Source organism: Tildeniella sp. (genome assembly GCF_059505325.1).
Genome location: NZ_JCACKI010000053.1, coordinates 281,985 through 297,055, shown reverse-complemented (window position 1 = coordinate 297,055; position 15,071 = coordinate 281,985). Strand labels below are relative to the sequence as shown.

The 15,071-nt window shown below is 52.9% G+C and carries 11 protein-coding genes and 1 pseudogene; 6 read left to right on the top strand and 6 right to left on the bottom strand.

The genetic code is table 11. The annotated features are described in order from the left end of the window. Positions 1 to 110 precede the first annotated feature (110 nt). Together AC5JO6_RS19765 and AC5JO6_RS19760 are read left to right on the top strand one after the other, a co-directional pair. Positions 111 to 1,244, top strand: coding sequence for an SAM-dependent methyltransferase (locus AC5JO6_RS19765; RefSeq protein WP_496082761.1), 1,134 nt, complete (start codon positions 111 to 113; stop codon positions 1,242 to 1,244). Next, positions 1,245 to 2,096, top strand: coding sequence for an alpha/beta fold hydrolase (locus AC5JO6_RS19760; protein WP_496082760.1), 852 nt, complete (start codon positions 1,245 to 1,247; stop codon positions 2,094 to 2,096). A 6-nt stretch (positions 2,097 to 2,102) separates the two neighbouring features. On the opposite strand, the gene AC5JO6_RS19755 is transcribed toward AC5JO6_RS19760, so the two are convergent. Beyond that, a complete protein-coding gene (locus AC5JO6_RS19755) occupies positions 2,103 to 2,948 on the bottom strand; it encodes a M48 family metallopeptidase (protein WP_496082759.1) in 846 nt (281 codons plus the stop codon). A 336-nt stretch (positions 2,949 to 3,284) separates the two neighbouring features. On the opposite strand from AC5JO6_RS19755, the gene smpB reads away from it, so the two are divergent. Then, on the top strand, positions 3,285 to 3,752 hold the full coding sequence (gene smpB / locus AC5JO6_RS19750; RefSeq protein ID WP_496082758.1) for an SsrA-binding protein SmpB: 468 nt from the start codon (positions 3,285 to 3,287) through the stop codon (positions 3,750 to 3,752). Positions 3,753 to 3,775: 23 nt separating this feature from the next. Here smpB and AC5JO6_RS19745 read toward each other — a convergent pair whose 3' ends face one another. Further along, the gene (locus AC5JO6_RS19745) at positions 3,776 to 5,251 is read right to left on the bottom strand and encodes an IctB family putative bicarbonate transporter (RefSeq protein WP_496082815.1); all 1,476 of its coding nucleotides are present in this window, start codon (positions 5,249 to 5,251) and stop codon (positions 3,776 to 3,778) included. A gap of 235 nt (positions 5,252 to 5,486) precedes the next feature. Here AC5JO6_RS19745 and AC5JO6_RS19740 point away from each other — a divergent pair, with 235 nt between their 5' ends. Next, positions 5,487 to 5,672, top strand: a complete 186-nt coding sequence (locus AC5JO6_RS19740) for a hypothetical protein (RefSeq protein WP_496082757.1) — start codon at positions 5,487 to 5,489, stop codon at positions 5,670 to 5,672. Positions 5,673 to 5,683: 11 nt separating this feature from the next. Here AC5JO6_RS19740 and AC5JO6_RS19735 read toward each other — a convergent pair whose 3' ends face one another. From AC5JO6_RS19735 to AC5JO6_RS19720, 4 genes and pseudogenes are all read right to left on the bottom strand, one after another. Further along, a complete protein-coding gene (locus AC5JO6_RS19735) occupies positions 5,684 to 5,911 on the bottom strand; it encodes a hypothetical protein (protein ID WP_496082756.1) in 228 nt (75 codons plus the stop codon). A 3-nt stretch (positions 5,912 to 5,914) separates the two neighbouring features. Beyond that, positions 5,915 to 6,136 (bottom strand): annotated as a pseudogene (locus AC5JO6_RS19730) (PIN domain-containing protein); the annotation flags it as partial. Between the two features lie 118 nt (positions 6,137 to 6,254). Then, positions 6,255 to 8,789, bottom strand: a complete 2,535-nt coding sequence (locus AC5JO6_RS19725) for an ATP-dependent Clp protease ATP-binding subunit (RefSeq protein WP_496082755.1) — start codon at positions 8,787 to 8,789, stop codon at positions 6,255 to 6,257. Between the two features lie 201 nt (positions 8,790 to 8,990). Then, complete coding sequence (locus tag AC5JO6_RS19720) at positions 8,991 to 9,215, bottom strand: hypothetical protein (protein ID WP_496082754.1); 225 nt, start codon at positions 9,213 to 9,215, stop codon at positions 8,991 to 8,993. Between the two features lie 74 nt (positions 9,216 to 9,289). On the opposite strand from AC5JO6_RS19720, the gene AC5JO6_RS19715 reads away from it, so the two are divergent. After that, positions 9,290 to 14,968, top strand: a complete 5,679-nt coding sequence (locus AC5JO6_RS19715; RefSeq protein WP_496082753.1) for a tetratricopeptide repeat protein — start codon at positions 9,290 to 9,292, stop codon at positions 14,966 to 14,968. Next, positions 14,928 to 15,065, top strand: a complete 138-nt coding sequence (locus tag AC5JO6_RS19710; RefSeq protein WP_496082752.1) for a hypothetical protein — start codon at positions 14,928 to 14,930, stop codon at positions 15,063 to 15,065. The genes AC5JO6_RS19715 and AC5JO6_RS19710 overlap by 41 nt, the downstream gene beginning before the upstream one ends. The last annotated feature ends 6 nt before the right edge of the window (positions 15,066 to 15,071 follow it).

Sequence of the window (15,071 nt, the reverse complement as noted above, 5' to 3'; positions counted from 1 at the left end):
CCTCTTGAATTCAATCAAGTGTAGCTTTGTTTTAAATCCTAAAGAACGTGAGAAATTTTTTCTTTTTGTAGTAGCGTAATAGTCTGTTCAGAGCTAATTGGAGGTTCAGTATGAAGACCGCTCCTGAGCTACAAAATATTCCAAGAGACATCCCTCTAACGACAGATTTCGCTCAAAAAAGTCAGCTCGGCTACAAAGTAACTCGTAGCATGGCTAGAGTGCTCAATGCGTCTCACATGGCACTTGCAGAAGCCTACATCAACGGTTTGGAAATACCGGATTCACTACTGCAAAGGTCGATTCATGCCTCTATGCCTGTCTTATTCAAACACGCCCCTGGTGTGCTGGCTCCCTATGAATGGGTCTTAAATGAGACCAATCGGATTGCTGAAGGTTCACGGGAACTGATGAAAGTTCAGTACGACCTACCCCAAGCAATGCTTAACCAAATGCTGGGAGATTGGAAGCTCATTTATCCTAAATACAGCATGGGTTTATGGGAAAACGGTGCCGTCGATTTGGAAGAATCTCAAAAACACATGATCGATCAGGTAATTAATCGCTTAGGCATTGAAGATGGCGATCATATCCTGGATTTTGGTTGCGGTTGGGGCTGTGTGCCTAACTACATCCTTTCTAAGTTTCCAAATGTGCGTTTTACGGGGCTGAACTTAAGCCATGAGCAATGTGAATACATGCGTCGCAAAATGCAAGACCCTGAAAGCTACTTGAGTTCAGGTCGCTTTACACTGTACGAGGGTGATTTGAACGATGCTCAGTTTCCAGAAAAATTTGACAAGATTCTCTCGATCGGTGTTTTTTGCCATGTTGGCAATCTGACACAAGCCTTTCAAAAGCTAGCATCACTGCTTAGAAGTGGCGGCAAGGTTTTTATTCACATCATTACTGTGCGTATTCCGAACAATTTTTCATCTGGTTTCACGCACAAGTACATTTTTCCCAACGGTCGTTACTGGAATTACGATGCAGTTCCTAACCATAATCAGGATCTTAAAACAGTTCAACGATGGTACATCAATGGTACGAATTACCATCAGACCGCTATGACCTGGCTACAGCGCTTTGACAGCAGCCAAGAAACGGTCAAGCATTTAGATTATGGTATGGATTACGCCAAGTTTCGTCGCATGTGGCGCTTTTACATGCTGCTGTTGGGGACAATTTTTGCAACGTCTGACGGTGAATATAATGGGAATGGTCAATATCTCATGGTGCATACGTAATTGATTGAAAAGCAGCTTCTCAACCTGCGATCGGCTGTATTACCCGGTCAAACCCCTTACTTGGCTGCTTACCTGGAGCAGGGAGATGGCACTCCGCTCTTGATGCTGCATGGGTTTTTAGGTGATGCAACCAACTGGTTACCGCTGATGGGGCGGTTGAGCGCTCACGTTCGTTGCATCAGTCTAGACTTGTTGGGCTTTGGCGATTCTGCAAAGCCCTCCATTCGGTATGACATTGCTCAAGAAGTTGCCTTTGTCCACCAGGTTTTGGCAGCGCTTAGCCTCGAGTCGTGCTACATTCTGGGGCATTCGTTTGGTGGATGGGTGGGGGCAGCCTATGCTCTGGCATATCCAGAGACAGTCAAAGGGTTGCTGCTGGCGGCTCCGGCGGGCATTCGAGACGATAGCTTTTGTGGACGTTACGACCATCTTCGCCCTTTACTTTGGCGCACTCCGGCTGTGGATTGGGCACTAAATTTGGCAAAGCCGATCGCCGCCAGTATTGGTCAACGCTCAGCCGTAGAGCAAATCGCCTGGTTTCGACGCGAACTGATGGCACAGCCCGCTGCCTGCTCCTTTTTGCTCGATCGCCTGCGCCCCGAAGACGCGATCGACACAGTGGAGAAAGATATCTATCGTCTACAAGTGCCAACGCTGGTGATAACCGGCGATCGTGACGAGACGATTCCTCTGTGGCACTCGCAAACGTATGCCAACGAAATTCCAGGTGCACAACTGGCAGTCATCCCCAACGCCGATCATGCCCTGCCGCAAAAGTACGCTGCCGAACTGGCTGAGTTGATTGTGCCCTTTGTGCTGGCTGAGCGTCCAAACGCGGTGGGTATAGGCTAAAGCAATCTACGATAGCGATCGCAGCCGTGCTTTGTACGCAGCGCTATCCAGCCCCGCTCCGTTTGCCATCGTAGGGTTAACTGCTTGTTTCAGGCGAGCCACACGGTCAGCCGTTGCTGGGTGAGTACTCAAGAACGTCGGTGTGGCAGATTGCTTTAGCAGCTTGCTCATAAATGCGGGTGCTGCCGACTGAGCATAGCCCGCTCGTCCCAGCATATTCATACCTGCCTGGTCTGCTTCAAATTCTGCATTGCGGCTATGTGGGCGACTGAGCGCTAGGGTTGTCCCCAGGTTCACGATCGTGTTGTTGTTTACTTTAGCAAGTGTTGCGACACCCTGTAATGTTGCTTCTTCTTTTAATTGGTTCACCAGATGTCGCCGGACAATATGCCCCGTCTCGTGCCCAATCACGCTGGCAAGCTGTGCCTCATTATCGGCTGTCTTCATCAGCCCAGTAGTCACATAAACAAAGCCACCCATCGTTGCAAAGGCGTTGACGCTCTTATCATCCACAATTTGGTACGTGTAAGGAATTTGCGTCCGTCCGCTCTGCGCCGCCAACCGTTGACCAATCTGATTCACATACTGATTAAGCTCAGCGCCGCGATAAAGTCGAAACTGGCGTGTGATCGTTTGCTCGTTCATCTGCTTGCCGATCGCCACTTCCTGCTGGTCAGACAAATTGGCAAGCTGGATGACCTGTATGCCACTCGGAATCACGCGGATGATGTCGCCTAACGAAAAGGCACGCACCAGCAGCGGTTGACCAAACCATATACCCAGAGCGACAGCAACCGAGAGTAGCGGATAGACCCAGGAGCGGCGAAAGAATGATTCAGAGAGCTTCAGCATGGCTAGATGGTGGCAGTGAGAAGAATTAAAGTCATCGATCGAGAAACGGTTCGCCTCATACTTACCCTGGCTGGCACGTTAGCAGCAAGGCTAAGCAGTGACATCTTTCAAAAAAGTAACCGATCGTCGGCTCATTTGGAACGCACAAACAGAGCGAAAGAGTCAAACTGACGGATCAGCGGCAGGCAATGATGGCTATCTAAAGCAAAGGTGATTCAGTGTCTTACTTAAACATGCCCTGAATGATCTGCCTGTGAACTTAAACGACCGTCAAGCAACCCTTTTTGTTCCTCAAACGGGTAGCAGACCGTCACCTGAAGCGCTAGAGTGAAAGGTATGGGCGATAACAGTACTAGCTATAAAATTGTCAGCGATAACCGTCAGGCTCGCTATCTCTACGAAATTCTCGAAACCTACGAGGCAGGCATCGAACTGATGGGCACGGAGGTTAAATCCATTCGCGCAGGTAAAGTCAACCTGCGCGATGGCTTTGCGCTCATTCGCAATGGTGAGATTCTGCTGCTGAATGTGCACGTTTCGCCGCACCAAACAGCCAGTCAGACCTTTAACCACGAACCCACTCGTACCCGCAAGCTGTTGCTGCACCGCGAAGAAATCCGCAAGCTCATCGGCAAGGTCGAGCAGCAAGGGCTAACGCTGGTGCCGCTCAAAATGTACATGAAGCGCGGCTGGGTGAAGGTTGATCTGGCACTGGTACGGGGCAAAAAGCTGCACGACAAGCGCGAAGATATCAAGAAACGAGAAGATCAGCGTACCATGCAGCGCGCACTGAAGAACTTCTAAGCGATCGCGCTTACGTTAGTCCTCTATACCTCTTCCTGCGGTTCATCGGCTCGATTGTAGTAGCTCGCAATGAGAGCAATCATCAACCACCAAAGAGTATTGACCTGGGGACGGTACCAGACGGTATCTACCAACCCGTGACCGAGCAATCCAACGAGGGTAGCGATCGCGCCCATGAGCCAGAAGCCATCCTGATTTCTCACTGTCCGCAACCGCTGTAGTTGGCTCCAACCAAGATTAAACGTGACCAGCAAGAGCCAAACAAAACAGGTGAGACCGATAATGCCAGTTTCAACCGCAATTTCGAGCGGAATGGAGTAAGCGCTGAGGGCACTAAAGCGAGGGCGCTGGTAGCGCGGGTAGATGCTGTTGAAGGCGACGTTACCCGGACCAATGCCTAGAATCGGTCGGTCTTGGATCATCTGGATGACGGCTGTCCAGACATTGATGCGGAAGTTATTGCTGCTGTCGTTGCGTCCCACGAAAATGGTGCTGAAGCGATCGCGGAGTGGCGCTACGACCAGAACCGCTAAGACAATCACGGCGGCGATAGTTCCCAAGCCAAGAGGCAACGCTAGCGTGCGCCAAAAGCGCGGTAAAGCCACACTCCACCAATGGAACAGCAACGCTAAGAGCACGAGCATCATGACGGCAAAGCCAATCCATCCACCTCTACTACCTGTGTAGTAAAGGCAAGTCGCGTTCACAACAACCATTGTCATCGCCAGAAGTTTCGGTCCCCACCGTCGCCAAGCAAAGACGGCAACGATGCTCAGCGCGATCGCTGGCAGCAGATACGCAGCCAGCAAATTCGGATTGCCCAAATAGCTGTAAACGCGCGGTTCCTTGGCAGAAGGAGAGGTCGGATCAACCCAGGTTGCGAGAGCGGCAACCCCAGAGATTTTCTGCTGGATGCCATAACAACTGACTAGCAGCGCCGCATGTAAATAGATCCCAATCACCCACGAACGGACGCGGGGCGATCGCAGCACCCTTGCCATCAGCGCAAATAAAATCAGGTAGAGCGTCAGCTTGCTCAACCCTGTAAATGCCGCTCGTTTAACCGGAGACAAAGCAGTTGCTGCGGCTGAAATCCCCCAATACAGCACGACCAGAAAATGAATCGGTGTCGCCAATGGAGACGAGCGACCGGGACTGGTAACATCATGCCAAAAGCGCTGGAGCGATCGCGGCTCTGTTTGAGGATCGATCGCGGCTCGCACCTCAGTTGCATCCTCATCGGACACGGTTAATAGCACCCAGAAGCCAGCGCAGGCAACGAGCAAGACCGCAAGCGAACTCTTGTCGTCTGAAACAAACGGGGCGATCGCAAACACCAGGCTCACCAAAACGGCTCCCAGTAAATCGCCCCACCGCAGCATAAAACTACTCTGCCGCCAACGTCGTAGTGGACTCAGCAAGCGATTCAGATAACTGGCACTACGCCACTGCTCAAACGACAGCGTCGATAATGTCAGGTGTTGCCAGAGAGCGTTCATAGGTGCGCCAATCATTGAGATGGTCTCTGGCTATTTTAGGGGACACGGTGAGGGTTTTGAGTTCAAATAGGAAAATAAGAGTACGTGACATCAGGTTGCATCAGAATCTGGAAACGATCGCATTGAGAGCGTAGTTGACTGAATGGCAGCGATCAACCCAAAAAAATTTCTACAATAGTGAGAGAAACTTCTGATCCCTCACTCCGTACCCCTCACCACTCATCCCCTACCCCTCATGGCACAACAACTAAAGCGATGGGAGTCTCCCCGCCGCGAAGGACGAAACGACAAAGGCAAGGGCGGCTCTGCCCGCCAACGACAGCGCCGCAAGCAGTTTCAAGCACTGCGGCAAAAGCTGAAAGACCAGTCGGACAATCAAAACAAAAAGCGGGGCGGCAATGATGCTTCCCCGCTTTTTTGATCAGCTAACGGCTAAGTTGAGTGACGGCTAGTATCCTTTGCATCTTCACCAAGATCCCTTGCCTGTCCGCTCCAACGTGTTGTTAGACCGCGCTTCCGCGATAAGTTCACGACTTCTCTGCCACTTTCTGCTTCTTTCTTGCGTAGGTCTGCAAAGATTGCGCCCAAATCATAGTTGAAGGATTTCGCATACTCTTCACGAATTCGGTGAATCTCTTCAACGATCTCATCTGTCCACATGACCTAATCTCTCATTAGTTCGTTGGGTGTGCAAAGGATAGGCAGCACATAGCCAAAGTCGAGACTAATCTCCACCAACTTCCCCTGAATTTGAGCATTAGCAATATGTTTGTGATTCCAGGTTAACAGCTAATCCATGCTGTGTATGGTAGCGACTGCAATGTGGATTGCGTCTACCTTCGCCTTTGAAGGAAGGCTACTTTGAGCAAGAAATTGTGTAGCTAAATCTCTCTGGTGTAGGTCATTAGCGAGAAACATCTGCATCTTTTCAAAATCCAGCCATTACTATGAAAAAGCCCTACACCGTTGAAGTGCAGGGCATAGATTAGAGATTGAGCAGCTTTTAAGCGACGATCGATTCCAGTAATCGTTCTGCTTGCGTTGCCGGATGAACCACAACGTTATTGTCATCATCTAGATCAACGATCGCCGTATCCCCATCCTTGATGGTTCCTGACAGCAATGCTTCTGCTAGAGCATCTTCGAGCAGGCGGGTAATGACTCGACGAAGCGATCGGGCACCGTAGCTAGGATTGTAGCCTTCCACCACCAAGCGATCCTTGACGCGATCGGTGACTTGCAGGGCAATGCCGCGATCGGTGAGATTGGTCGCTACGTCACGGATGAGCAGATCAGCAATTTGCTTCACTTCGTCACGAGTCAGTTGACGGAAGACGATGATCTCATCCAGACGATTCAGGAATTCGGGACGGAAGACCTGTTTCAGCTCTTCGTTTACCGATGCTTGCATCCGGCTGTATTGGGCATCAGCCTGACTGGCAAACTCAAAGCCAAACCCACTGCCACCTTTTTCAACCACTCTGGAACCGACGTTAGAGGTCATGATGACCAGCGTGTTGTTGAAGTTAACGGTACGCCCTTGAGCATCGGTCAAACGACCCTCATCCAGCAGTTGCAGCATGAGGTTGAATACATCGGGATGAGCCTTCTCGATTTCGTCGAAGAGCACCACCGAGTAAGGCTTGCGCCGTACTGCTTCGGTCAACTGTCCGCCTTCACCATAACCAACGTAGCCGGGAGGTGAACCGATGAGTTTGGACACCGTGTGCCCTTCCATAAACTCAGACATATCGAGTCGAATCATGGCATCTTCAGAACCAAAGACATTGGCTGCTAGAGCTTTTGCTAGTTCCGTTTTGCCCACACCTGTAGGACCCGAAAAGAAGAAGCTAGCGATCGGGCGATCGGGACTCTTCAGCCCCACCCGTGCCCGTCGCAACGCCCGTGAAGCGGCTTTAACTGCCTCATCCTGACCAATGACCCGCTCATGCAGCGCATCTTCCAGGTACAGTAATTGCTCTGACTCCAATTCGGTGAGTTTCCGAACAGGAACGCCTGTCCATGAGGCGACAATATGGGCGATGTCGTCTTCAGTAACAGACGGGGAGTGGGGAGTAGGGAGTGGGGAGTCGGAAAGTGTTCCCTCCGCCTCTTTCGTCTGCTGACCGCTAACCGCTGACCGCTGACCGCTGATCTGTGCTTCTAGCTCCAACTCTCGATCGCGCAGTTTTCCAGCCGTGTCGAAATCTTGAGCATTGACAGCTTCTTCTTTATCCTTTGTCACCTGCCGCAGTTCTTTGCGAAACGCTTTGGTAGGTGAGTGCTGGGTGTGTGCCAGTCGGACGCGAGAACCCGCTTCATCAATGAGGTCGATCGCCTTGTCGGGTAGATGCCGATCGGCAATGTAGCGATCGGAGAGCGTCGCAGCAGCAACCAGTGCGGTATCTTCGATTCTGACCTTGTGGAACTGCTCGTAGCGATCGCGCAAGCCGAACAGAATCTCGATCGTTTCAGTCACGCTAGGTGCAGCTACTTTGACAGGCTGAAAACGACGTTCTAGCGCAGCATCACGCTCAATGTACTGGCGATATTCATCCAGCGTCGTGGCACCCAAGCATTGCATTGCACCTCGTGCTAGTGCAGGCTTGAGCAGGTTGGCGGCATCCATACCGCCTTCTGTGCCACCTGCACCAACCAGCGTGTGCACTTCGTCGATGAACAGGATGATGTTGCCGTTGGTTTGCACCTCTTCCACCACTTTCTTCAGGCGTTCTTCAAAGTCGCCCCGAAAGCGTGTGCCAGAGATGAGCGCGCCCATGTCTAAACTGACAACCTGCTTGTTTTCCAGATTTTCGGGCACGTCGCGGTTGACAATCCGCTGGGCGAGTCCTTCGGCGATCGCAGTCTTGCCCACACCGGGTTCCCCAATCAGAATAGGGTTGTTTTTCGTGCGGCGACCGAGAATTTGGACGACCCGCTCGATTTCAGATTGGCGACCCACGATGGGATCAAGCTTGCCTTCAGCAGCCAGTTTCGTCAGGTTTGTGCTAAATTCTTCCAGTGTTACAGCTTGTGCGTTGCCACGATTGAAGGAGTCGTTTTGTCCGCCTCCAACCGAAGCGGCGACAGCTTCTCCGATCGTTTGGGAGCCGATCGCCTGAAGCATATGGTCTTGAACAGCCAATGCATCGACACTCAAATTTTGCAGTACTTTGATAGCAACCGTTTCATTGCCTTGAGTCAGTGCCAGCAGCAAATGTTCAGGACTGACGTGATTTTGCCCAAGCTGCTTGGCTTGCTGCATTGCTTCGGCAAACATCCGCTTCACTCTAGGAGTAAACGGCAGTTCAGCAGGGATGGTACCCGTCCCGCGTCCGGTCATCTTTTCGCACTCAAGGCGTGCAGCATCTAACGTGATGCCCAATTTCGTTAATAGTTGAGCGGCAAGGCTCGTGCCTTCTCGAAGAATGCCTAGCAGTATCTGCTCAGTACCCACCAGGTTATGCCCCTGACGACGGGCTTCTTCCTGGGACAACATGACTGCCCGGATAGCTTTTTCTGTGAATAGTTCAAACATGATTGGTTCTCCTACCACGCCGTTTGTAGCGATGAATGAGACAACTGACAGAGCAAGAGGCGGTGGTTAGAAGGACATCGCTGTAGCCCAGATCCTCAGTTGTGATGAATCGGATCAGTTGCAGTAGTGGGGTTCGGCTCCCCATGAGACCGTATGTACTTTTGTGTTCTAATTACTGTTACTCTATCGCTGGCAACGCCGCTATGGCAGTAGGGAAAGCCGTATGCCCAGGGGCGGTAGTGAGACAGGTGTGGGGTGTGGGGTGTGGGGTGTGGGGTGTAGGAAGAAGTGTTGAATGGCTCCCTCTCCTGCTTCCCTTGCTTCCCCTGCTTCCCCTGCTCCCCTGCTCCCTTGCTTCCCCTGCTTCCCCTGCTCCCTTGCTTCCCCTGCTCCTGCCTCCTTGACCGCCTTCACATTACAGGGCATTACGCAGGGCGTTACTAGCTGCTATGCGACGGGTAGAATAAATTGCCAGACAGCACAGGATAGGAATCCTGCCAATGACGCTTCCCCCCGACTCGTTGACTGCTGCACTACAACTTCATCGTAATGGACGCACTGCTGAGGCGGAATCTGCCTACCGCCAGATCATTGCACAGCAGCCACGTGCGGTAGATGCACTGAATCTTTTGGGTGCCTTGGTCTATCAGCAAAGCCGCTTTGAAGACGCGATCGCCTGCTTTGAAACAGTCTTAACCCTGCAACCTGATAGCCCGGATGCGTACAACAGCCTGGGCATCGCCTTGAAGGGGCAGGGCAAACTAGAAGCGGCGATCGCGCACTATCAGCAGGTACTCACTCTTCAGCCCGATCATGTAGAAGCGTTGAACAATCTCGGCAATGCACTCAAAGAGTTAGGTGATTTGGACGGAGCGATCGCCGTATACCAGCAAGCGCTCATCCTGCGACCGCACTACCCCGAAGCGCACAACAACCTGGGTATTGCGCTGAAAGACCAGGGACAGCTAGAAAACGCGATCGCCCGCTATCGAGAAGCGATTCTTTTGAAGCCCAATTATGCAGAGGCTCACCATAATCTGGGAGTCGCACTTCAGCGTCAAGGGCACTTAGAAGACGCAACTCATTACTATCAACAGGCGATCGCGTTCAAAGCTAACTATCCTGAAGCTCACCATGCATGGGGTAATACGCTTCAGCAGCAGGGTCATTTGGAAGCGGCGATCGGTCACTATCAGCAGGCGATCGCGCTCAAACCAACGTATGCCGAGGCATATCATGGGCTGGCAAATGCTTTGCAGCAGCAGGGCAAGCTAGACGAGGCGATCGCGGCTTACAACGATGCGCTGACGCTGCGGGATGATTACCCCGAAGTACACAACAATCTGGGTAATGCCTTACAGGAACAAGGCAAGTTTGATGAGGCGATCACGCATTACCAGCGGGCACTCACCTTGCGATCGCGCTTTGCCGAAGCACACAGCAACCTGGGTTCAGTGCTGAAAGAACAGCGCAAGTTTGACGAGGCGATCGCTCACTTTCACGAAGCGCTTGCCATTCGACTCGACTACGCAGAAGTGCATAACAACCTGGGCAACACCTACCAGGATCAAGGCAAGCTGGAAGCGGCGATCGACTGTTACCGTCAGGCGCTGGCGATCAATCCCAACTATGCCGAAATTCGTAGCAATTTGGGCAATTTGCTCCAGCAGGAAGGTGAGTTTACAGAGGCGTTTGAGCATTTGGAAGCAGCGATCGCGGTTCAGCCCGATTACACAGGCGCTTACAACAACCTCGGCATTGCTCGACGTAATCACGGTGACATTGAAGCTGCCTTCGCCGCCTACGAACAGGCACTGGCGCTCAATCCAGAGTTTGTGGAAGCGCAGTGGAACAAAGCCCTCACTCAACTGTTTACTGGTGATTTAGCGCAAGGCTTTGCTGGCTACGAATGGCGCTTGCAGTGGAGCAAATTTCAGGAGCAAAACCCACCGCGATCGTTCCCCCAACCCCGCTGGGACGGGACTCCATTAGACGGCAAAACCATCCTGCTCTACACCGAACAGGGCATGGGCGATACCATTCAGTTTATTCGCTATGCATCACTGGTTGCCCAGCGTGGCGGACAAGTCATCGTCGAGTGTCAACCTCTTCTGATCAATCTGCTACAGGGCGTTGCAGGCATTCAGCAGCTCATTCCCTACGGTACGCCTCTCCCAGCCTTTGATGTTCATGCTCCTCTGATGAGCCTCCCCTACCTCTTCGGCACCACGCTGGAGACTATTCCCGCCGCTATCCCTTACCTCGAACTACCAATATCCGGTAATCCCTCCTCCCCTCACTCCTCTCTCCTCACCCCTCACTCCTCTCTCAAAATCGGCATCGTCTGGCAAGGCAACCCGCAGAACCCCTACAATCGCTGCCGTGCCTGTCCGCTAGAGTTGCTGCTAACATTGGCAGCGTTGCCCAATGTCACACTCTACAGCCTGCAAAAAGAGCCATCTCTGCTAGATCAGCAGCACTTGCAAGCACCTGCCAATGTGCACGATTTGCGGGAACATCTCCAAGATTTTGTTGATACCGCTGCCATCATTCATCAGCTTGATCTCGTTATTAGTGTTGATACCGCGATCGCGCATCTGGCAGGCGCTTTAGGCAAAGCCGTCTGGCTGTTGCTGCCGTTCGCTCCCGACTGGCGCTGGATGCAACAACGAGACGATAGCCCCTGGTATCCCACTATGCATTTGTTTCGTCAGCCTGCATACGGCGATTGGGACGGTGTTTTAGAGGCAGTGAAGGGAGCATTGATTGAAGGACACGTGGGGAACCGCAGAGACGCAGAGACGCAGAGGCAGAAAGCGGGCGGGGGAGGCACGGGAAGCACGGGAGGCACGGGAAGCACGGGAGGCACGGGAAGCAGAGAGAGCCATTTAAGACACTCCACCACCGACCCTCCACTCCCCGCTCCCCACTCCCCACTGCCACAGGCACTCAAAGAGGCTGTGCGCCATCATCAAGCAGGGCGCTACCGCGAGGCAGAGCGGCTGTGTCGTCAAGTTTTAGAGAAGCAGCCAGAGCAGTCGGATGCATGGCATTTGTTGGGCATGATTGCTCATCAGGAGCGGCACTTTGACGCAGCGATCGCTGCCTATCGTCGTGCACTGGCAACCAATTCTGACAACTATGACACTTACAACAATCTGGCAGTCGCGCTTCAGGAGCAAGACCGCATTGACGACGCGATCGCGCATTACGAAAAAGCGATCGCCCTCAAGCCCAACTATGCCGACGCTCACAACAATTTTGCGAATGCCCTACGTCACAAAGGACGGACGGATGAGGCGATCGCGCACTATCAGCAAGCGATCGCCATTCGACCCAACTATGCCGATGCTCACAACAATTTGGGACTCATCTACTTCGCGCAGGGAAGCTTTGAACAGGCAGCCGCTTGCTATCGACAGGCGATCGCAGTGAAGCCAGATTTTCCGCAGGCGCACAACCATTTGGGTAATGCACTGAAAGAACTAGGCGATTTTGACCAGGCGATCGCGCATTACGAACGGGCGATCGCGCTAAAGCCAGACTACGCCAAGGCGTTCAACAACTGGGGCAACATTTTTCGCGATCGGGGTGCATTGCAAGAAGCGGTGCATTATTACAACCGGGCAACCGCGATCGAGCCAGACTTTGCAGAAGCACACTGGAACAAAGCGCTAACACTGTTGCTGAACGGCGAATTGCAGCCCGGTTTTGCTGAATACGAATGGCGCTGGCAAGTTAAACTGCCCACCTTTCAACCTCAGCGCCCCTTCTCACAGCCTCGCTGGGACGGTTCATCCCTCAATGGCAAAACCATCTTCCTGCACGCCGAACAGGGCATGGGCGACATGATCCAGTTCGTCCGCTATGTGCCGCTAGTGGCTCAGCGTGGTGGACGAATTATTTTGGAATGCCATGCGCCTTTGATGAACCTATTCAAGAGTCTGCCTGATATTCAGGCGATCGTCTCCTACGGTAGTGCTCCTCCTGCATTCGATGTCCACGCACCCCTTATGAGCCTGCCAAACATTCTTGGTATCAGTCTCGACACGATTCCTGCCGATATTCCTTACCTCCAACTACCAACATCTGACACTCTCCCCTCCCCTCACTCCTCTCTCAAGATCGGTATCGTCTGGGAAGGCAATCCACAAAATCCTTACAACCGCACTCGCGCCTGTCCGTTAGATCAGCTTTTATCGCTAACGGATGTTCCTGACATTACTCTGTATAGTCTGCAAAAAGAACTGTCTCCTGACGATCAAGCACAGTTGCAGACATATCCCCACGTACACGATTTACGAGAACACTTACACGATTTTGTTGATACTGCGCTTTTGATCAACCAGCTTGATGTCATCATCGCTGTTGATACGTCGGTTGCCCATCTGGCAGGGGCTTTGGGTAAAACTGTCTGGCTACTGCTGCCCTTCGCCCCCGACTGGCGTTGGATGCTCAAGCGCGACGATAGCCCCTGGTATCCTACGATGCGCCTGTTTCGCCAATCAGTGTACGGTGACTGGGGCAGTGTCATGGGGGCAGTGAAGGAGGCGTTGATTGAAAGAGAAGCAGTAGGGAACCGCAGAGGCGCAGAGACGCGGAGGCGGAAAGCGGTTAGCCGTCAGCGGTCAGCGGTCAGCCGTCAGCCGTCAGCGGTAACTCAAAACTCTCCCACACCCCACACCCCACTCCCTACTCCCCACACCCCACTCCCTACTCCCCACACCCCACTCCCCACTCCTCACTCCCTCATCTCCTCTGCCCTTCAGCACTACCATCATGGCAAGTTCGCTGAAGCTGAACGGGTGTGTCGTCAAATCCTTCAGCAGCAGCCCGATCGCGTAGAAGCACTACAAATTCTGGGTGTTGCTTTGTGTGGCGCAGGGCGGTCAGGGGCGGCAATTCCCTACCTTCAGCGAGTGGTGCAACTACAGCCTGATGCCGCTGAAGCGTGGTGCAATTTGGGAACGGCGTTGCAGGAGGAGGGCAGACATGAGGAGGCGATCGCCCATTTCAACCGTGCGATCGCGCTCAAACCAGATTACGCAGACGCTCACTACAATCTAGCGTTGGTGCTGCAAGCGCAAGATCGGCTAGAAGATGCCTTGTTTCACAGCCAGCAGGCGATCGCGCTGAAACCTGAGTTTGCGGATGCTTATTACAATCAGGGCTTTCTCTTGCGACGGTTGGGGCTGGTAGAGGCGGCGATCGCGCACTATGGTACGGCAATTCAGCTTGCCCCTGATTCAGCCGGAGCGCACAAAAACCTGGGTCACGCTTTATTACTCACAGGCGCTTTGCAGCAGGGCTTTCAGGAATATGAGTGGCGTTGGCGACAAGCAGGTTGGGAACCTCGTGCGTTTTCACAACCACTTTGGGATGGATCGCCTTTAGACGGTAAGACGGTTCTGCTTCACGCAGAGCAAGGGTTTGGGGATACGATTCAATTCATTCGCTATGCCGCGTTAGTGCGCGATCGGGGTGGACGAGTGATCGTCGAGTGCCAGCCAGCCCTCTTGCGGTTGCTCGAAACAGGAGCAGGGATTGACCAATTGCTTGCTCAAGGTACATCTCTGCCTACGTTTGATGTTCATGCGCCGCTATTGAGTCTACCTCATCTTCTCGGTACAACCCTGGAGACGATTCCCGCGTCTGTTGCTTACCTGTCTTCACCGACCGACCGTTCGTTGCGCTTGGAGACTCCCCTGGGAACTCGTTTCAAAGTCGGCATTGCTTGGACGGGCAATCCTGAGCACAAAAACAATCGCGATCGCGCCTGTGCGATCGATCAGTTTCAACGACTGTGCGAATTGCCTGGAGTGTCTTTCTTTAGTTTGCAAAAAGGTGCCGCTGTCGCCGATCTACAGACCCTTGCGCCATTGCCCATTCAGGATCTGAGTCAGTCATTGCACGATTTTGCTGACACAGCCGCCGCGATCGCGCAACTCGATTTGGTCATCACGATCGATACGGCAGTTGCCCATCTAGCAGGCGCATTGGGTAAGCCCGTTTGGTTACTCCTCTCATTTGCTCCTGATTGGCGCTGGCTGCTAGAGCGCGACGATAGCCCCTGGTATCCCACCATGCGCCTGTTTCGGCAACGACAACGAGGAAGCTGGCAAGGGGTGTTTGAGCGGGTTGCAGCAGATTTATGGCTATTGGCAGAATGTCAGCAGTAAGGAGCGGTCAGCGGTCAGCCGTCAGCGGTCAGCCGTCAGCGGTCAGCCGTCAGCGATGATGGTAGGATTGGCTGCTAACAGCTCCTCAAAACCATGAACATCG

Coding starts and splice junctions, on each gene's coding strand:
- AC5JO6_RS19740 (WP_496082757.1), top strand. CDS start 5,487: ATGGCACAACAACTAAAGCGATGGGAGTCTCCCCGCCGCGAAGGACGA.
- AC5JO6_RS19720 (WP_496082754.1), bottom strand. CDS start 9,215: ATGCCCTGTAATGTGAAGGCGGTCAAGGAGGCAGGAGCAGGGGAAGCA.
- AC5JO6_RS19735 (WP_496082756.1), bottom strand. CDS start 5,911: ATGTGGACAGATGAGATCGTTGAAGAGATTCACCGAATTCGTGAAGAG.
- AC5JO6_RS19725 (WP_496082755.1), bottom strand. CDS start 8,789: ATGTTTGAACTATTCACAGAAAAAGCTATCCGGGCAGTCATGTTGTCC.
- AC5JO6_RS19765 (WP_496082761.1), top strand. CDS start 111: ATGAAGACCGCTCCTGAGCTACAAAATATTCCAAGAGACATCCCTCTA.
- AC5JO6_RS19715 (WP_496082753.1), top strand. CDS start 9,290: ATGACGCTTCCCCCCGACTCGTTGACTGCTGCACTACAACTTCATCGT.
- smpB (WP_496082758.1), top strand. CDS start 3,285: ATGGGCGATAACAGTACTAGCTATAAAATTGTCAGCGATAACCGTCAG.
- AC5JO6_RS19755 (WP_496082759.1), bottom strand. CDS start 2,948: ATGCTGAAGCTCTCTGAATCATTCTTTCGCCGCTCCTGGGTCTATCCG.
- AC5JO6_RS19745 (WP_496082815.1), bottom strand. CDS start 5,251: ATGAACGCTCTCTGGCAACACCTGACATTATCGACGCTGTCGTTTGAG.